Here is a 19395-nt window from a genome sequence, read left to right as displayed (position 1 = left end):
TAAATTATAGCATTAATTTACTATTATGTCTATTACCTACATATGGAATGATAGGAAATAAAGTAACTAAATAACCTGACCCGTAACCTTATCAGTTCAATTAATATGTTATCAAAATATTTTGATAATCCCTTTATTTTTTGAAATTTTTGTATTATAATAAAATTAGTAACATTTATATATGATTAAAGGATAATATTTGTATTTATTTCAATAAAAATTATATTTTGTATATAGAACTTACCTCAAAATAATAATCTCTTATATTAAAGTGGTTAAGAGAGGACAATCCTTTTATATAGAGCATGTCCATCCAATATATTTTAAGGAGGTGACGAAATGTCCACACTGTTAAAGTCAAGTATTGAAAAAAAGTCGCTCTTTCTTCCAGCTTTAATATTCGGAGGATAGGAAATCGTTGTCTTGAAATTAGTACCAATATGTAATATCAATATATTATAACTAAACAACTATACCATTATATATACTCTTCTATATATTTTGACACCACTTTAAAATCTAACTATCTTAGAAATTATTTTTCTTTAACAGAAATAATCCTATTCTAATAAGTATAAACAGACATTACTTTTCATTATAACATATTTAAAATTAATTTTCTTAAATGGTGATTTATAATATATTTTTCTATGTTAATATTTTCACTACTATATTTCAATATCAAAATTTAGAATATGCACAATTATTAAGGAAGTCTTTTTTTGAAACCCATTTATGTAAGGAAAAACATGATTTCCCTATGGGTTATAAAAATTAATTGAGAGAGGTGAGTATTTTGAATATATTAATCGTTGTTGTTGGAGCAGCTATTATTTTCTATATAGCATATATTACCTACGGAAAGTTCTTGGCAAATAAAATTTTTAAATTAGACGATTCAATCAAAACACCGGCAGTTGAATTAAACGACGGACAAGATTATGTCCCTATAAAAAAGAGTATGCTTATGGGCCAGCATTTCTCGGCTATAGCAGCAGCAGGTCCCATAAACGGTCCTATTCTTGCAGGTACTATATTCGGCTGGGTTCCCGCCCTTCTGTGGATCCTTATAGGTACAATCTTTATTGGCGGCGTTCACGATATGGGTACTCTTGTAGCATCTGTAAGGCATAAAGCACGATCAATTGCTGAAGTAATCAGAACGAATGTTTCAAAACGGGCATGGTTGCTTTTTATGCTTTTTATATGGATAACTCTCGTATATATTATTGTTGCGTTTACAGATATTACTGCGAGTTCATTTGTAGGTACCGTAGAACTTGAATCGGGAGAACAAGTTGCAGGTGCCGCAATTGCAGCTTCATCCATTCTTTATCTTATTCTGCCAATAATTATGGGACTTCTAATGAAATATACCAAGCTTAAAGAAAATATCGCGCTTTTAATATTCCTTCCTCTTGTTGGAGTTGCAATTTGGGCAGGGCGTTATATACCGATTTCATTGCCAATTGCTGATATCCTTCTTCAGCAAAAAGTATGGGGAGTTCTTATTTTAATTTATTGTTTCATCGCATCTATTTTACCAATGTGGTTAGTTTTACAACCTCGTGGTGCTATAGGAGGATATTTCCTTTATGCATCCCTTATTGCTGCTGCAATCGGTATAATCTTTGGCGGATACCACATACAATTCCCCGCTTTTACAAATCTTGCTGCAGACGGCAGTATTGGTAGCGGCTTCTGGTTCCCAATGTTTCCCGTATTATTTATTACCATAGCCTGTGGTGCTTGTTCCGGATTCCATTCTCTTGTTTCATCCGGTACAACTTCTAAGCAGTTGGCAAAAGAAAGTGATGCTAAACCTATAGGATACGGGGCAATGTTACTTGAAGGTATGGTTGCAGTAGTTTCTCTTGCTTGTCTCATGATCCTATCTAAGGATTCTCCTATGGTTTCAAAAGCGCCAAACTTTATTTATGCATCAGGAATAGGCAGCTTCTTGGAACTTATAGGTATCCCGGGAGTTTACGGCGTAAGTTTTGGACTTATGGCCTTTACTACATTTGTTTATGATACATTGGATGTATGTACACGACTTGGCCGTTACATTATACAGGAACTTACCGGTTGGAAAGATTTAAAAGGTAAAATTATAGGCACATTGCTTACAGCCGGCATCCCTATTTTCTTTATATTCCAAACAATGGTTGATGCAAACGGTAATGCTATACCCGCATGGAAAACATTCTGGAATACATTCGGCGCATCAAACCAACTTTTAGCTGCACTTGCCTTAATTGGTGTTACGGTATGGCTCTTCAAAACAAATAGTAAATCGAAGGCATGGCTTGTTTCCTTCATACCTGCTTCAATAATGTTCATAATGTCAAATTGGGCATTAGTCAGAGATGTAATTAACGGATGGGTCAAAGGGCAGGGGCACCCGTCAATACCGATTGTTTCAATGATATTAATCATACTTTCAGTCCTTGTTGCAGTTGAAACATATAACGCACTCATAATTGTTCCAAAAAAACTAAAAGCTCAGAAAGCCTCATAAGTTCTTAATATAAAAGGACTAAGAAGATTTATTTAAAATACAAATCTCACCTTAGTCCTTTTATTTAATTTCGTTACTGATTACCCTTCTTTATAGTTTTCAATACCATATCCAGTTTTTCTCTCTGTTCGGCATCTAATAAAGGTCTTATATTATTGAGCTTTTCAATAAGTTTATTATATTCATCCTCTCCCATTGTCTCCTTCATTTGTTTATTAATCTTTATTATTTCAAAGAATATTTCATCTTCAGATTTATCTGAGTAATCTTCAGCCATATCTCTAATTTGGTTTATCTGCTCTTCTGTAGGACTCGTATCTTTCATTTGTTCAATTATATTCTTTAAATCTTCATTACTTTCCATCTTCATTCCTCCCATATTTTATACTCTAATCTTATGAAGGAATATCTACGGATATTACATATAAATAATAGTAAACATTCTGTTTTCATCTGCATAATATATTAAAGTGATCCTTTTCAATAAGGAGGGAATTATATTGGATGAACTGTTAATTTTATTAGTTCTTTTAATGTTTCTGAAAGGGAATAAAAATGATTTCAATAAAACAAATCTTCAGGATTCTTTTTCCCTAAATATTTCTTCCACTCATAAAAAAATCAAGATCTTGAAAAAAATTAGTCCCTATTTTCCACCTGACATGATCCCAGCCATTAATAAATCTCTTTTTATTACGGAAAAAATAGTAAAAGTTTATGAAACAGTTGAGTTTATAAAAAAAGAAGATAATTTCTATGATATTAAAGTTGCGGATGTTAATAACAAAAACGAAAGAATTAATTACATATTATCTACTCTAAAAAGGGAAGTCTCTTACGATGATGCAAAAGAAATAGGAAATGGAATGGAATTAATATTAAATATCGATAAATACAAAAAATTGGCCTCCGTATTGAAAACTTTCTTATCAAATCCCGATGGTATCAACAATTCCAATAGCCTTGAAAAAATAATAGAGGTTATGCTGGAAGGAAGAGATGAAAAAGAGAAGAAGAAGATTACGCAAATGGTTAAAATGTTTGAGTTAATGCAAACATTGGATACTCAAAAAAAGGATTCCTCCGAAGATAAATAATATTAAAGTCATTTAATTCATTTTAAGTTTCTCAATTAAATATTTCATGTCTTCGGGAAGCGGAGCCTTAAATTCCACAATATTTTTGTATCTGGGATGGCTGAATTTTATTGACCAAGCATGAAGTGCCTGTCTGTCTATAAATGAACTTCTTTTATAATAAAGGGAATCTCCGATAATAGGATGCCCTATATAATTCATATGCACTCTTATCTGATGATTTTTACCTGTAAGTATCTGAACTTCCAAAAATGTGCTTTCCCTATATCTTTTTAAAACCTTATATTTTGAAATTGATCTTTTTCCGTTATTCATAACTTTATTCAGTATATCCTTCTCTTCTTTGCCAATGGGAATATCTATTGTCCCTTCATCTTCTTTTACAATTCCCTCTACCACCGCTAAATATTTCTTTTCAATCATATCATTTTCAAGTTGTAAAGCCATTTGCTGATGAGCAAAGGGATTTTTCCCAACTATTATTATACCTGAAGTGTCCATATCTAATCTGTTTACAAATCTAATTTTTTTATGTATATCCTTTTTCATGTAATAACTACTGATTCCATTGGCAAGGGTACCGCTTATACATTTAGGAGTAGGATGGACTACAATATGCGGACGTTTATTTATAATGAGTAAGTCAAAGTCTTCATATATTATATCTAAGGGTATATCTTCCGGTTCAATATTATCGATTTCATCTTCCATAAATATTCCTACCACATCTCCTATTTTGACCTTCTCATTTTTCTGTGAAAATTTATTGTTAAATATTATTCTTTTTTCCTTTTTTAACTTTCTCATCAATCTTACGGATATTTGATTTTTAATAAGGACATCGTCTATGGTTAACCCATTCTCTTCCACCGGAAATAAAACTACACTGTCACTTTCATGAAAAAACTTCATTTAATAAATCCTCCAATTATTGATAGTTTTATTGTATAATATAATTATATTTATTATATCAAATTTTTTTTACTTTTACAGAATCATATTTTAGGGAGGTATTCCTTTGAAAAAATTTGAAAAGGGCAGACGGATTAATATCCTCTATAACGACAATCTGGATTCAAAAAAAGTTTTTAACCTTTTAAAAATTAAACTTAATGAAAATGGTTTCTTGGTTTCTGAAGATTATAATTCTCAGGCGGAATTAAATATATGCATAGGCGGAGACGGGGCTTTTTTAAGATCCGTACATAAATACAATTTCCCTAATATCCCATTTATAGGCGTAAATACAGGTCACCTTGGATTTTATCAGGAAATACTTCCGGAGGACATTGATACTTTCATTGAAAAATATATGAAGAAGGAATATTTTACCGAAAAAATATATTTGATAGAATCTAAGATTTTAATAGATAAAAAAATTATTAAATTGCTTGGAATTAATGAAATTGTTGTAAAGGGAACAGCTTCAAAAGTAGTTCATTTAGAAATTTTTATCGATAATAATCATTTGGAAATGTTTAGCGGAGACGGTATAATAATTTCCACTCCCATGGGAAGTACCGCATATAACTTTTCGAGTGGAGGAAGTATAGTTTATCCTTTATTGAAAGCGCTACAAATAACTCCTTTATCTCCCATAAGTTCTAAGGCTTATCGTTCGCTTCCCAACAGCACGGTAATTCCGGGAAACATGACTATAACCGTAAAACCCGAATTTAAATATGAAAATTCCATTCTTATAATGAATGACGGAGTTGAAAACAGATACGACAATATCACGGAAATAAACCTTACAATGTCCAAAAAAAAGATATATAAATTAAATTTTGATAAGGATATGTATTGGAACAACTTAAAGAGCAAGTTCTTATAATAAAAAAGGCTTCCACTAAAGCATTAATATGCTAAAGAAGCCTTTTTTCGAAACCTATTTAAATAATTCTAAATATGATAACATAGTCAATATAAGAGCAACTCCTTAAGTTTCTTACGATCAGGCACATTTATTCTTTTTAATCCATATAGTCCATTAGATATATCCGCATATTTACTCTTAGTTGTAAGAGTAACTTTAAAGTTTAGCCTTTTTAGTACTTCCTCATTCGTTGAGGTATATTTACCATATGGGTAAGCATAAACGTAAGATTTACATCCTACATGGGCTTTAATGAGTTTCGTTACTTTTTCTGTATCTTTCAAAAATCTATTATAGTATTCTTTTTTATTTTCTCCATTCTCTGGCAGTACGCCTTGTCCATGTTTAGAATTATATTTATAATTATGAAGATCATAGGAATGAGGCTGTATCTCTATAAGACCGGATTGGTACATCTTTTTAGCTTGACCCCAAGAAAAATAGGAATATCTACTATCATTATTGAAATTGGTTATTCCAACTCTCGAACCTATTACAAACATAGTAGCCTTCATATTATTTTTCTTTAATATGGGGTAAGCATTTTTATAATTATCCTCATAACCATCATCAAGTGTTATCAATATAGGCTTTTTAGGAAATTTTGTTTTGCCTTCATAACAATCAATTAATTCTTTAAAAGATATAGTAACATAACCTTTTTTCTTTAAATACTCCATATCTTCTCTAAACCTTCCAGTAGTTAAAGTTATCTTGTTTGTTTTATTGCCTTCTTTTACTACATGATGATACATAAGTATAGGTATAATATTATCTTTTTTCTTCAACATAACAGCTTTCGCTGTTCCATCTTCAGTAACTATAATTGCTGATGTTAATAATATCAGAATTAAAACTATATATACTAATTTTTTCATCACTACATTATCCCTTTCGTATTTAATTATTATACGGTTTCTAAGAATTCCTTATTTTAAAATCACTTCAATATGATGATCCCCTTTTATAATTATCTCTCCACTACTTAGCTTTGTTTTCCCATCTCCTCACACACATTATATCAGATAAATCTTATAAAACCTTTACAATTTCTTGACAATTTTGTAAGGATCCCAAAATTAAGGTTTTTACCGATCCGACTATATTTTCATCATTCTCTGTAATTCATAAAAAAATAGGACGGCTTGCTTTTCACCATCCTATCCTTTTATCTATATCAATTCATCTATCTCGTCAACTAATTTTCCGAACAACGCTAAGGCATTATTTACCGGTTCCTCTGTCGTCATATCCACTCCTGCATTTTTCAATACATTAATCGGATAATCCGAGCTTCCGCTTTTTAAAAACCTCAAATATCTATCCACCCCGGATTTGCCTTCTTTAAGAATCATCTGTGATAAATATATGGCAGCAGAAAATCCGGTAGCATACTGGAACACATAAAAGTTATAATAAAAATGAGGTATCCTCTCCCATTCGTTTGCAATTAAATCATCAACCACTATCCCTGGGCCATAATATTTTTCGTTTAATTCCTTGTATGTCTTATTCAGATATTCTCCTGTCAATGAGCCGCTCTTTTCCACTTCTTCATATATAATTTTCTCAAATTCCGCAAACATGGTCTGTCTATAAAGTGTAGTTCTGAATTGTTCCATATAATGATTCAGCAAATATAACTTTTTCTCCTTTTCGTGGGTATTATTAAGCAAATAATTCATAAGCAAAGCTTCATTACATGTAGAAGCTACTTCCGCTACAAATATGCTGTAATTTCCATAGATAAAGGGCTGATTTTCCCTCGAAAAATAGCTGTGCAGCGAATGGCCCATCTCATGAGCAAGAGTAAACACATCATTCAGCGTATCCTTATAATTTAAGAGGATATATGGTTTTGAATCATAGGACCCGCCGGAATATCCTCCGCTTCTCTTGCCTCTGTTTTCATATACATCTATCCATCTGTCTTTAAATCCCTTCTTCACAATGTCTCTGTATTCGCTTCCTAAGGGTTCAAGGCCTTTTAACACTATGTCCTTTCCTTCTTCATAGGGAATCTCTATATCTATATTTTTAACTATGGGAGTATATAAATCGTACATATGAAGTTCATCTACATTCAATGCTTTCTTTCTTATGTCAATATATTTATACATGAATTTAAGATTATTATGAACGGATTTAATTAAATTATCGTAAACATCAACAGCTACATTGTTCTGGTCTAAAGAAGCAGACAAACTCGAGGGATATTTTCTTACCTTACCGAAAAATATATTCTTTTTTACATTCCCGTTTAGCATTGCAGCAAAAGTATTGTTAAATTTATTATACGTAGTGTATAATCCTTCAAAAGCTGCTTTTCTTACATTTCTGTCTTTACTTTCTAACAACGGTATAAAATTTCCATGTGTTATCTCTACATCTTTCCCTTCTTCATCCTTTATAACCGGAAATTTAATATCGGCATTGCTCATCATCGAAAAAATATTTTCAGGGGAGTCTGCGATTTCACCCATTTGAGCCAATAAGGTTTCTTCTTCAGTAGAAAGAACATGTTTCTTGCTTCTGAATATATCGTCAAAATATTGTTTATATAAACATAGTCCTTCTTCTTTTAACAATCCCTTCAACTCGTCTTTCTCAGCGGAAAGTATCTCCGGAACTATAAAAGATGTCTTTTCTTGAGCATACACATATAAACCTAACCCTTTATTATACAAAATCTGGGATTTGCTCTTTCTGCTGTCTTCATCCAATTTCATATTCCCATAAGAAAATATTTTGGAAACAATCCTATATAATTCATCTCTTTTTTTCAGGACTTCTAAAAGCACTTTACTGCTGCTTAAAATTTTCCCTTTATAATTAAAAATGTCCTCCGATAGATTTTTGACTTTTTCACAGTCCTTCTCCCATTCTTTTTCGTTTTTATACATGGACTCTAAATCCCAAGTATATTCTACAGGAATTTCTTCTCTTTCCTGCAATTTAATTTTTCCCATATAATGTTACCTCCCCTTATAAATTAATATTTATAATTTATTAATTAATGGTATTCATAGTTTCAACCATTAGTTTTTGAGCAATAGGTGCAGCATTTTTTCCTCCGGTAGAGCCATCACTTTCAAGTAATACAACTACAGCCACTTTAGCATCGTCTGCAGGAGCAAATCCTATAAACCAAGAATGAGTTTTCCCTGTAGAATTTTCGGCAGTTCCGGTTTTACCAGCAACCCTCATATTTTTAATTTGAGCTCTGGTCCCGGTTCCTCTTTTAACTACCTCTACCATCATATTCTTTACTTTATTGGCGGTAAATCCATCTACTCCTTGGGAAAGAATTTGAGGTTCAATACTTTTTATTACTTTTCCCTCAGGAGAAATTACCTCTTTAACCAAAGTAGGTTTAACGATATTTCCTCCGTTAGCAATTCCCGAGGCTATCATAACCATATTTAAAGGAGTCACTCTTACCTTTCCCTGACCTATACTTGAAGCAGCCAATTCGGTCGTAGAAATATTTTCTCTAAACGGAAAACTTGACTTCTTAACCGACAAATCAAAAGGAATACTTTTATTAATAAAAAAGTCTTCTGCCACTTCTCCAAGTTTATTTTTCCCAATTTCCACTCCGATCTGGGTAAAATAGACATTACAGGATTCAACCAATGCTTCTTGAAGATCTACTCTTCCATGACCCTTTCCGTTATAATCCTTAAATGTGTAGCCGTCTATTTTAACCGAACCTTTACAATCAATTACTTTATCCTCATCAAAATTTTCCAAGGCAGCTATCGAGGTTAAAACTTTAAAGGTAGAACCCGGCTCATAAAGTCCCATAGTAGCTCTATTCAAAAATGGACTGTCAGGGTTTTCAACAATAGTTTTCCAATTCTCTCTTAAAGTAGAAACATCAAAATCAGGCAGGCTGACCATAGCATATATTTCTCCGGTTTTGGGATTCATAACTATTACAGAGCCTTTCTTACCTTTGAGAAGGCTTTTGGCATATTCCTGAATATGATGATCAACGGTAAGTTTTATCGAATTGCCTTCCCCATTCGGTTTAATCATCTTTTGAATCTCATTTAAGGCTGCATTATCTTTTAGATTCAACAATTCATTATTATATGTGGCTTCAAGGCCTGATTTTCCATATTCTCTATAACTGTAACCTATAATATGACTATATAAACTGCCATAGTTATAATATCTTTTAGCAATTTCTTCTTCGCCCGTTTTCTTGCTATAAGCTAATATCTTCCCATTTCTGTCAAGTATCATTCCCCTTAATATACTTTCTTCGTCTATCCATAATCTTTTATTGTAACTGTTATTTTTAATATCTTTAGCATCAGCAATCTGAAAATAGCTTAAGTATACAATCAAGCTTACAAATAAAATACATACTGACACAAATACTCTTATCATTCTTTTAAGCTCTTTTTTCATCTTCTACTTCCTCCTGTTCTATTTCTTCTGATGCTACCTGAAGTACCCCCAAAGCAATAAAACTGGACAAGAGAGAACTTCCCCCATAGCTTACAAAAGGCAATGTAATCCCTGTTAAAGGTATGAGCTTCATAACCCCGCCGAATATTATAAATGATTGAAATCCAAATAATATACTTATCCCAAAGGCCACTATCTGAAAAAATTTATCATCCTGGCTGAAAGCAATCTTGAACCCTCTGTATACAAGTATAAGAAACAGCATGATTATTGCCATGCCGGTAAATACACCCATTTCCTCACATATTGCGGAGAAAATAAAGTCCGTATGAACCGCCGGAATAAAATCCGGGTGTCCAAGTCCAATTCCAGTTCCAAAAAATCCCCCACTTGCTATAGCAAACAGAGATTGAGTAATCTGGTACCCCTTATTGTCAATGTACTTCCACGGGTCAAGCCAAGTTGCAATTCTTATTCTCACATGGTCAAACAAAGTATAACCAAGGACTATTCCCACCAAAGAAAAAAGAACATTATACAATATCAGTTTCCTATTATCTTCATATACGTATTGTATTCCAAGAAAGATTAAGTAAAACAACGCAGCCATTCCTAAATCTCTTTGCATGAATAAAAAACCAATAAATATATAAACTACCAAAATTACATAATAACCATTTCTATAATTCTTCTTATATTTTTCTATATTGGAATAATAAGAGGCAAGGAAAAATATAAAAAGTAGCTTTATAACTTCCGACGGTTGGAAATTAAATCCTCCTACCTTAATCCAGTTGGTGGCTCCATTTATATTTCTTCCGAATACAAGGGTTATTATGAAAAGTCCTAATGAAATACCTAAATATAATTTCATCCGCTTATTCAATCTTTTAATTTTTTTAGTCATAATATAAGACAGGAAAAAAGCGAACACTCCCATACTAACCCATATCACTTGTCTTATTCCTATTTCAGGATTTATTCTGTATATCATTACTGTCCCTATACTTATAAGCATAGTAGCAATAAGAAATATATAATTGTCTCCCGTAGATATCTTTATAAGAATAAAATTTGATATATATATTATAAATACCATGGATATAGCTGAAATCATAGTAAATGCATCTAAATTCTCCTTCTCATATATAAAAAGAAGAAGCAATGCCATCAAATCAAACAGAACCAAAAAATTTCTCGGAACTTTATAACTTACAAGTTTATCAAACATTTTCTTCACCCCATTAATCCTTATTTACAAATAAGAATTCCACTTGCCCTAAATTTATTCTATCTCCGTTTTTAATTCTTATTACATCCATAACCCTTTGCCCGTTAACAAAACTGCCATTAGCACTGTTCAAATCTTCCAGATAATATTCATCTTCATCTTTTACAATTTTCAGATGCTGTTTTGAGATATATTGATCTTTAATAACTATATTGTTTTGATTTCCCCTTCCAATTGAAACTCCGTCATCAACAGAATAATATTCTTTTACTTTAAACGGCAAGGCCTCTTTCCTGTTTATAAGTTTTAAATAAGTATTTTTATCAAATGTAGTCATGTTTATTCCTTTAATATCTAAATAAATAAGCCTAATAATGTTTATCATAAAAAAATAAATAACAAAAATGAAAAGATATTTAAATACTAAAGATAAGATATTATACATAATTTATCCTCCATATAATCATTTTCTTAAATATAATGTTACCACAATGATAATATATTGTGAATAAAGGGTATTAATAAATTATATTAAATTCACTTTTATTATTATATCTGATAAAATATAATAATAAAATGAAAATAAGGGGGAATTGATATGGCAAGAAAAATTTATCGTTCCAAAGATAATAAAATAATAAGCGGCGTTTGCGGCGGATTGGGTGAATACTTCAACGTAGATCCATCTATAATGCGATTGTTGTGGATTATACTCGCTTTCGTTACAGCCGGTTTTGCTATTATTGCTTATTTTATATGCGCTCTGGTTATTCCCCAAGGGGACAGCGATGTTATTTATTATGGTGATGATGATGACAATACTTTTAAGAATAATTCCTCGTTTATAGGAATTGTTTTAATAATCTTTGGTTCTTTTATGCTTATCAAAAAATTATTTCCTTGGTTCACTGCCAAATGGTTTAATATAGGCAGATATTGGCCTATATTATTGATTATTGCAGGAATATATATTATATATACTCAAAGAAAACAATAATAAATATAAGCATATCTACCTTTTTCTGAAATTTATTTATCTTCGGCTTATATTAAGAAAAAATGAGACTTTCCTGTTGACTATAAGAAGAAAAAAGAATTTAATTATTAGAATATGGAAATAATAGATAAAAATATAATATTAAGAGAGGATAGATATTAATGAGGATACCAAATCATATCGGTATTATTCCGGACGGAAATAGAAGATGGGCAGTAAAAAATGGAATGACAAAGGAAAAGGGATATAACATGGGATTAAAGCCAGGATTGGAACTCTTCAAATTATGCGAAAAAGAGGGAATAAATGAAATCACTTACTACGGATTTACCACTGATAATACAAAAAGGCCTAAATTTCAAAGAGTAGCTTTTACTCAAGCCTGCATTGATGCAGTAAAAATGTTGTCGAAAGAAAATGCTTCCCTCTTCATAGTTGGCAATACGGAATCTCCCATGTTTCCTCGGGAATTAATTCCCTATACAATTAAAAGGCAAACTTTTGGAAATGGAAAAACAAAAATAAATTTTTTAGTTAATTACGGTTGGCAATGGGATCTAAATGATTGTTTTGCCTCTAACGAAAAAGATAAAAATATGATGGATTTGATTAGATCAAGAGAAATATCAAGAATAGATCTGATTATTCGATGGGGAGGAAGAAGACGATTGAGCGGATTCTTACCTTTGCAGTCTGTTTATTCAGACTTATATATAATAGATGAATACTGGCCCGAATTCACTCCAAAACATTTCTATAATGCATTGGAATGGTATGATAAACAGGATATTACTCTGGGAGGATAGGCTTATCCTCTTTTTTTTATTGATATCTTTTACTTCTAATGTTAAAATTAAATCATAAAAGAGGTGTTAAAGATGAAAGAATACGGTATTTTTGATATATTAGGTCCTATAATGATTGGACCTTCCAGTTCTCATACGGCAGGAGCAGCAAAATTAGGAAAAACCTCGGAAGAAATCTATGGAGATGATTTTGATAAAGTAGATTTCTATTTGCACGGCTCTTTCGCTAAAACATATAAAGGCCATGGTACAGATAAAGCGCTGGTCGCCGGAATACTTGGCATGGAACCCTCTTCCGAGAAACTAAAAGATTCTTTTATTATAGCAAAAGAAAAGGGAATTGAATTTAACTTTTACGAAACTGATTTAGGTTATGAACATCCTAATACTGTCAAAATAGTATTTCATAAAGACAATAAAAGGGATTTTTATATAATAGGTTCATCCATAGGAGGAGGAAGTATATTAATCACTGATATAAACGGAAACAAAGTTGAACTCACCGGAGAATCACCTACCCTTATATTAGAATATCCTGATAAAAAGGGAGTAATAAGTAAAGTGGGTACTATACTTGCATATAATAATATTAATATTGCAAATATGAAGGTTTCAAGATTCGATAAAAATGCTACTATGATCGTTGAAACCGACAATTTTATGGATAAGAAAATATTAGATGAAATATCCGCAGGTGAAGAAATAATATACGGAAATATTATAAATCCGGTTAGGAGGTAAAGTAATGTTTAACAACGGAAAAGAGCTTCTTAAGTTATGTAAGGAACAAAATAAAAAAATATATGAAATTGTCATTTTAAAAGAATGTTCTTCTTCAAATATATCCGGTGAAGAATTAAAAAATGAAATGAAAAAAATTTTAAATATAATGATAAGTTCTTCTTCATCAGGATTGAATAAAAAAATAAACTCCATAAGCGGTCTTACAGGAGGATATGCAAAAAAGGTAGAAGAATATAAAAATGCCGGAAAAACCATATGCGGAGATACTATTATTTCTGCAATGGCAAGGGCCTTATCTACATCTGAAGTAAACGCATCTATGGGACAAATTGTAGCCGCTCCTACTGCCGGCGCTTCCGGAATACTCCCCGGAGCTATAATTACCGTAAAAGAAAAATTTAATCTTAAGGAGGAAGATATGATAAATGGTTTGTTTACTGCGGCAGGAATCGGAGAAATAATCGCAAAAAACGCTACTATTTCAGGGGCTTACGGGGGCTGTCAAGCAGAATGCGGAACAGCAAGTGCTATGGCGGGAGCCGGAATAGTCGAAATGCTCGGCGGAACTCCACAGCAGTGTTTAAATGCAGCAAGTTTTTCTCTGATAAACGTAATGGGACTTGTGTGTGATCCCATAGCCGGTTTGGTAGAATTTCCATGTATCATTCGCAATGCATCCGGAGTTATAAATGCGTTTTTATCTGCCGATTTGTCTTTATCAGGAGTTGACTGTATTGTTCCTTTTGATGAAGTTGTCGATGCTATGTATAAAGTAGGAAGGGAGCTCCCCACTTCTCTTAAAGAAACTGCCCTGGGAGGATTGGCTGCCACTCCCACAGGAGAGGAATTAAAAAGGAGGTTATTATAGTAATCATGTATGAGGAAGTTTATAATTCCATGTTCAACATAATAAACCAACAATCTGATATTGATGGAAAAGATGAATTATTGGAATATATTAAAGCCGATTCTTTTAAGAGAAGCTTAAATCGTTCCTTAGCTAATTTTTCCGTTGATCCTTCATCTTTATTGGACCTATTTTGGGATTATATCAAAGATCACTTTTCCTTTGATAAAGAGGAATGCCTTAAATACATATATGATTGGATCTTATATAAGTCATTTCCTCAAAAAATAAATATTGATTTTAATCACTCTTATGATAATTGGATTTCTGCTTATCTTTATATTTTAAGGGAATTCTGTAAATATGAGATATCTTACAATAAAAAAAGTTTTCTTCACAAATATCCTGTTTCTTTTTTGACCAAAGAGGAAGAGGAAAATATTAAAAATCCTGAATATTTTCACTTTAAGGAAATATTTTTTAAAAATTGGATTTATGAATTAATGAAATTGGACCAGTGTATCACCGGACATAACACTATAGAACATATTGCCGGTGTAAATAATTTAAGTTTATATTTATCAAGACAGTTAAAAAATCTTGAGATACCTTTAGATCTTGGAATAATAGCGGGAGCAAGTATAGGCCATGATATAGGAAAATACGGACTGAAAGAAGGAGAAGAAAAAAGGGTAGCTTACCTTCATTATTATTATACGGATGAATGGTTCAAACAATTTTCCATAAATACCATAGGCCATATAGCAACAAATCATTCTACCTGGGATTTGGAATTAGAAAATCTCCCCGTAGAATCTTTGATACTCATATATTCCGATTTCAGGGTAAAAAGCAAAAATACAGATGGAGTTAATCATATACATATATACACTTTAGATGAAGCCTTTGATGTAATTTTGAATAAATTGGATAATGTCGATGAAAAAAAAGAGAAAAGATACAGGAAAGTTTATTCAAAGCTTAAGGATTTTGAAAACTTCATGAAAAGTCTGGGAGTTAATACCGAGACGGCTAAGAAGAACTTTAAAAAACCTGAACCTAAACTGTTTTCGCTGATGCAGGAAAAAGAAATCGTAGAGAATTTAAAATATTTTTCTATTGAGCATAATATTTTCTTAATGAATAAACTTATGAACAATCAATCATTTAACAATATCCTTGAATCTGCCAGAAGCGAATACAACTGGCAAAAACTCAGTACTTATTTGCAAATTTTCTACGAATATTCCACTTATCTGACTCAGGAACAAAAGATTAAGACTCTCTATTTCTTATATGATTTACTTCTTCATAAGGAAGAAGCCATAAGAAAAGAAGCTGCTCAGCTCATAGGAATTTTAATCGGCTCCTATGACGAAGAATATCGAAAAGAAACTCCCAAATCTGTAAATAATGATACTTTTGAGCTTAAAAGTTCAGATATATTAAACAATGCTATAAAATTAATATTATTTCCGGAACATAAAATTCAGGATTTTCAGGAAGAATGGCTTTATAATATTAAGAATGTTATAAATTCGTTATTTTTGCATTGTCATAAAAGTAAGTATGAATCCTATGCGGATGTATTGATATCATATTATAATAACTATTTGATTTTATCGGAGACTCAGCAATTTTATCTTCTTCAAACCGTAGAATATATTCCATTTGAAAGTTTAAACAGAACCGAGCTTTCACAAATTTCTAAATATATAATCGAGCAAATAAAATCTCCAAATTTCGAGATAAGACTTCAGGCTTGGGATTCTATCAAAGATTTATCTCCTTATTTGAAAAATGATAATAAATTTATACCGGCTTTAAAAGAATATATGGAAGAAAACTATGCGCCCTCTTCCTCTATAGCCGAAGATTTTTTGAGAGTAAAAATAGCTGATAAGTTAGCATTAAGAGATAATATCATCAACACTTATAAAAATTCCTACGCTCGCCATAAGGATATCATGTCGGATATATTTTTCAACAATTTAAAAACCGCTACTTCTTGGATAAATAAAAAAATAAACATTGATATTCTATATGAAGAATTGATGAAATCATCTGATCCTAACGGCCTCCATACTGCCATGCATTTTTGCAATCTTCTTAAAGTAAGCGCTGTTGAAAGGGTAAGAAATTATGCGGGAGAAACCCTGATCAAAATTTTTAACTTTCTCACTCTCGACCAACGAAATGATATAGTTATTGAATTATCCAGAGCTCTCGAAATGCAAAGCTATCAATTCACAAAATATATACCGGAATATTTAGGCCGAATAATTTTATACTTAAGACCAATAGAATTAGACGAACTTATTGATGATATGGAAATAGAAATAAAGAAGTCCAACGTTCAAATCGCTATTTTATTGTTAAAGACCGTAGGAGTTGCAATTGAAAATTATAAAAGTTACGGGAATAATTTTAAAGAGGAAACAAAAGTAAACAGAAAAAGATTGAAAAGGCTCCTGGGAATATTATTAATGGAAATGGCTAATTTTAATCCTGAAATAAGTACTTATGCTTTCAGAGTCCTGGGAACGGATATCTTCGGTTCTTCAAAGTTAACTTTAAATGAAAAACACGATATATTTCTGTTAGTATCCAAAAAAATCCTTACTCTTTTAACAAAGAGAGAAGAAAACGAGTTCCTATTCTTGAACAATTCCGCTTCCTTAAATTATATATACAGGTTTATATCGGATTATGAATTTAATTATGGTGAAATAGACCTGAAAAGGAAGAAAAATATTGCATTTTTTCCCGGTACCTTTGATCCCTTCACCCTCAGTCATAAGGAAATTGCCATGGAAATCAGAGATATGGGCTTTGAAGTTTATCTGGCTGTAGATGAATTTTCTTGGTCAAAGAGAACTCAGCCTCACTCTTTCAGAATAAATATAATGCGAATGTCTATTGCTCAAGAATTGGATATTTATTTATTTCCATCAGAAATTCCCATAGGTCTCAATAATAGTAAGGACTTAAATAAGCTTAAAAATTTGTTTCCCGATTCTGATGTCTATATAGTTATTGGTTCAGACGTTATACTTAATGCTTCATCTTATAAAAACAACAGCCCGATACACAAATTTCCCCATATAATATTCAACAGGGAGACTTATATCTCTGAGGAAAATCAAAGTTCAATATTGGAAGAAAAAATAAAAAAGATTAAGGGGCATGTTGTAAGGCTTTCTCTTCCTCCTCAATACGAAGACATAAGCTCTACCAAGATAAGGGAAAGTATTGACAAAAACAGGGATATTTCAAAATTAATAGATTCCGTGGCAGAACAATATATATTTAAATTAGGCCTTTATGTAAAAGAACCTCAATACAAGACATTAGTGCAGCAGAAAACCTTTGAAGTGAAAGTATATGAATCCTTGGGTGAATCCCTTATTGAAGATATAATTCGTTCTATTGGGAAAAATATTGATATCACATTCTTGGAAAATATAAAAAATAAATCTGAAACAAGAGTTCTTGTTATAAAAGATTCGGAAAACAAAAATGTTTTAGCTTTTTCTTTGTATCACTGGTTAAAAAGCAGTATGATATTCGATGAATTTCAGAACAGCAATTTAACTGAAGAAATAAGAAAAAACGCCAAGGGCAGAATTGTCGTATTAGATGGAATATACGCTAAAAACAATAGTAAAGTCCTCATAGAAACTATCCTTAACGAAACTTTAGCTTTTCTCGTTTCAGATGATTATAACTACTGTATATATAAGAATAATACTCAATGGCAGAAAATGGTTGAAAATATTCTTCCTCTTTTGGGTTTTGCAAAATCCGTTCGTTCCTATAACGGGAAACCTATATTTATGGTAGACATGAATAATCCCTCAACATTAGATTTAGACATAGAGGACTCTTTAAAGGAAATCTTCAGGGAAAACAAAGACATAAACAAAGTCATAGAAGAAAAAAGAAATGAATTAAAAAAAGCAATTGTAAATTTATATCCTGGGGAACTGCTTCTTTCTTTCAGTAAGGATATGATATACAGTAAGTTAATACAACAAATATGTGATACAAATAAAGTTTCTTCGGCATCCCAACAGTCCAGGCAATCAGGTCCCTGTATATGCGCACCTTTTGGTTCTATTCTTAACGGATGTATTTTACCAAATACTATAACAAAAACTATCCATACTGAAAAAATATTTGACTCTGATATAAAAAATTTTTCTATAAGTGCTTTTCCTAACTATTTAAGTCTGGAAAATCAAATAAAAGTACTCCGTTCTTTTAACAAACCTTTAATTCTTGTAGATGACCTACTCCATAAGGGATATCGAATCAAGGTGCTGGAACCATTAGTCAGAGGTTCAAATATTAAGATTGAAAAAATCATTGTAGGTATATTATCCGGAAGAGGAAAAGAAATAGCGGATATGAGAAATCTAAATGTAAGTTGCGCTTATTTTATCCCGAATCTTAAGCTGTGGTTTAATGAAAGTGCTCAATATCCTTTCTTAGGAGGAGATATGGTTCAAATAAAAAACAGATTGGATAAAAATCTGATACCAAGCATTAATTTAATTTTACCTTATGTTTCTCCGAATTTTATTAAGAACACATCAAAGGATAATATATATAATCTGTCGGAAGTTTGCCTTAAAAATACTTATGAAATTCTTGAAAAAGTTGAAGAAGTTTATCAAGATATAAATAAGAAAAACTTAACATTAAAAAGGTTAAAAGAAGTAATACAGACACCCAGATGCCCAGATATAGGGATTAATATGGATTATGATATGAATCTTAGTCCTTCAGTATATGTTAAAAGGGACTTAGAACATTTGAACAGGTTAAAAAATATCTTTAAAAGGTAGGAGATTT

Annotated in this window: 15 protein-coding genes; 8 read left to right on the top strand and 7 right to left on the bottom strand. The window is 31.5% G+C overall.

The genetic code is table 11. The features are described 5' to 3' along the window. The first annotated feature begins 796 nt into the window (after positions 1-796). Positions 797-2521, top strand: coding sequence for a carbon starvation CstA family protein (locus tag PP176A_RS11020; RefSeq protein WP_071140527.1), 1725 nt, complete (start codon positions 797-799; stop codon positions 2519-2521). Between the two features lie 73 nt (positions 2522-2594). On the opposite strand, the gene PP176A_RS11015 is transcribed toward PP176A_RS11020, so the two are convergent. After that, the gene (locus PP176A_RS11015; protein WP_071140526.1) at positions 2595-2885 is read right to left on the bottom strand and encodes a hypothetical protein; all 291 of its coding nucleotides are present in this window, start codon (positions 2883-2885) and stop codon (positions 2595-2597) included. A gap of 136 nt (positions 2886-3021) precedes the next feature. Between PP176A_RS11015 and PP176A_RS11010 the strand changes: the two genes are divergently transcribed. After that, complete coding sequence (locus tag PP176A_RS11010; RefSeq protein WP_071140525.1) at positions 3022-3618, top strand: hypothetical protein; 597 nt, start codon at positions 3022-3024, stop codon at positions 3616-3618. A 12-nt stretch (positions 3619-3630) separates the two neighbouring features. On the opposite strand, the gene PP176A_RS11005 is transcribed toward PP176A_RS11010, so the two are convergent. Then, complete coding sequence (locus tag PP176A_RS11005; RefSeq protein WP_071140524.1) at positions 3631-4530, bottom strand: RluA family pseudouridine synthase; 900 nt, start codon at positions 4528-4530, stop codon at positions 3631-3633. Positions 4531-4636: 106 nt separating this feature from the next. On the opposite strand from PP176A_RS11005, the gene PP176A_RS11000 reads away from it, so the two are divergent. Further along, entirely contained in the window at positions 4637-5452 is an 816-nt protein-coding gene (locus tag PP176A_RS11000; RefSeq protein WP_071140523.1) for an NAD(+)/NADH kinase, read from the top strand. Positions 5453-5538: 86 nt separating this feature from the next. On the opposite strand, the gene PP176A_RS10995 is transcribed toward PP176A_RS11000, so the two are convergent. The 5 genes from PP176A_RS10995 to PP176A_RS10975 all read right to left on the bottom strand — a co-directional run bounded on the left by PP176A_RS10995 (position 5539) and on the right by PP176A_RS10975 (position 11589). Next, positions 5539-6372, bottom strand: coding sequence for a polysaccharide deacetylase family protein (locus PP176A_RS10995; RefSeq protein WP_071140522.1), 834 nt, complete (start codon positions 6370-6372; stop codon positions 5539-5541). Positions 6373-6666: 294 nt separating this feature from the next. Then, on the bottom strand, positions 6667-8463 hold the full coding sequence (gene pepF / locus PP176A_RS10990; RefSeq protein WP_071140521.1) for an oligoendopeptidase F: 1797 nt from the start codon (positions 8461-8463) through the stop codon (positions 6667-6669). Positions 8464-8503: 40 nt separating this feature from the next. Next, entirely contained in the window at positions 8504-9913 is a 1410-nt protein-coding gene (locus tag PP176A_RS10985) for a peptidoglycan D,D-transpeptidase FtsI family protein (protein WP_071140520.1), read from the bottom strand. After that, positions 9897-11144 (bottom strand): FtsW/RodA/SpoVE family cell cycle protein, encoded by a 1248-nt coding sequence (locus PP176A_RS10980; protein ID WP_071140519.1) that lies wholly within the window; start codon positions 11142-11144, stop codon positions 9897-9899. The genes PP176A_RS10985 and PP176A_RS10980 overlap by 17 nt, the downstream gene beginning before the upstream one ends. 13 nt (positions 11145-11157) lie before the next feature. Then, positions 11158-11589: an FHA domain-containing protein gene (locus tag PP176A_RS10975; protein ID WP_071140518.1), complete on the bottom strand. Its 432-nt coding sequence runs from the start codon at positions 11587-11589 to the stop codon at positions 11158-11160. 153 nt (positions 11590-11742) lie between these two features. On the opposite strand from PP176A_RS10975, the gene PP176A_RS10970 reads away from it, so the two are divergent. The 5 genes from PP176A_RS10970 (at position 11743) to PP176A_RS10950 (ending at position 19388) form a co-directional block, all read left to right on the top strand. Continuing rightward, positions 11743-12141 carry a PspC domain-containing protein gene (locus tag PP176A_RS10970; RefSeq protein WP_071140517.1) on the top strand — a complete coding sequence of 133 codons (399 nt, stop codon included), beginning with the start codon at positions 11743-11745 and terminating at the stop codon, positions 12139-12141. 161 nt (positions 12142-12302) lie between these two features. Beyond that, on the top strand, positions 12303-12947 hold the full coding sequence (gene uppS, locus PP176A_RS10965) for a polyprenyl diphosphate synthase (RefSeq protein WP_071140516.1): 645 nt from the start codon (positions 12303-12305) through the stop codon (positions 12945-12947). A 72-nt stretch (positions 12948-13019) separates the two neighbouring features. Beyond that, the gene (gene sdaAB, locus PP176A_RS10960; protein WP_071140515.1) at positions 13020-13688 is read left to right on the top strand and encodes an L-serine ammonia-lyase, iron-sulfur-dependent subunit beta; all 669 of its coding nucleotides are present in this window, start codon (positions 13020-13022) and stop codon (positions 13686-13688) included. 4 nt (positions 13689-13692) lie between these two features. Beyond that, entirely contained in the window at positions 13693-14559 is an 867-nt protein-coding gene (sdaAA, locus tag PP176A_RS10955) for an L-serine ammonia-lyase, iron-sulfur-dependent, subunit alpha (protein ID WP_071140514.1), read from the top strand. Between the two features lie 5 nt (positions 14560-14564). Next, complete coding sequence (locus PP176A_RS10950; protein WP_083381921.1) at positions 14565-19388, top strand: cytidyltransferase; 4824 nt, start codon at positions 14565-14567, stop codon at positions 19386-19388. Positions 19389-19395 lie beyond the last annotated feature (7 nt).

Source organism: Sporanaerobacter sp. PP17-6a (assembly GCF_900095615.1).
Lineage (GTDB): Bacteria > Bacillota > Clostridia > Tissierellales > Acidilutibacteraceae > Acidilutibacter > Acidilutibacter cellobiosedens.
This window is presented reverse-complemented; position numbering and strand designations above follow the sequence as displayed.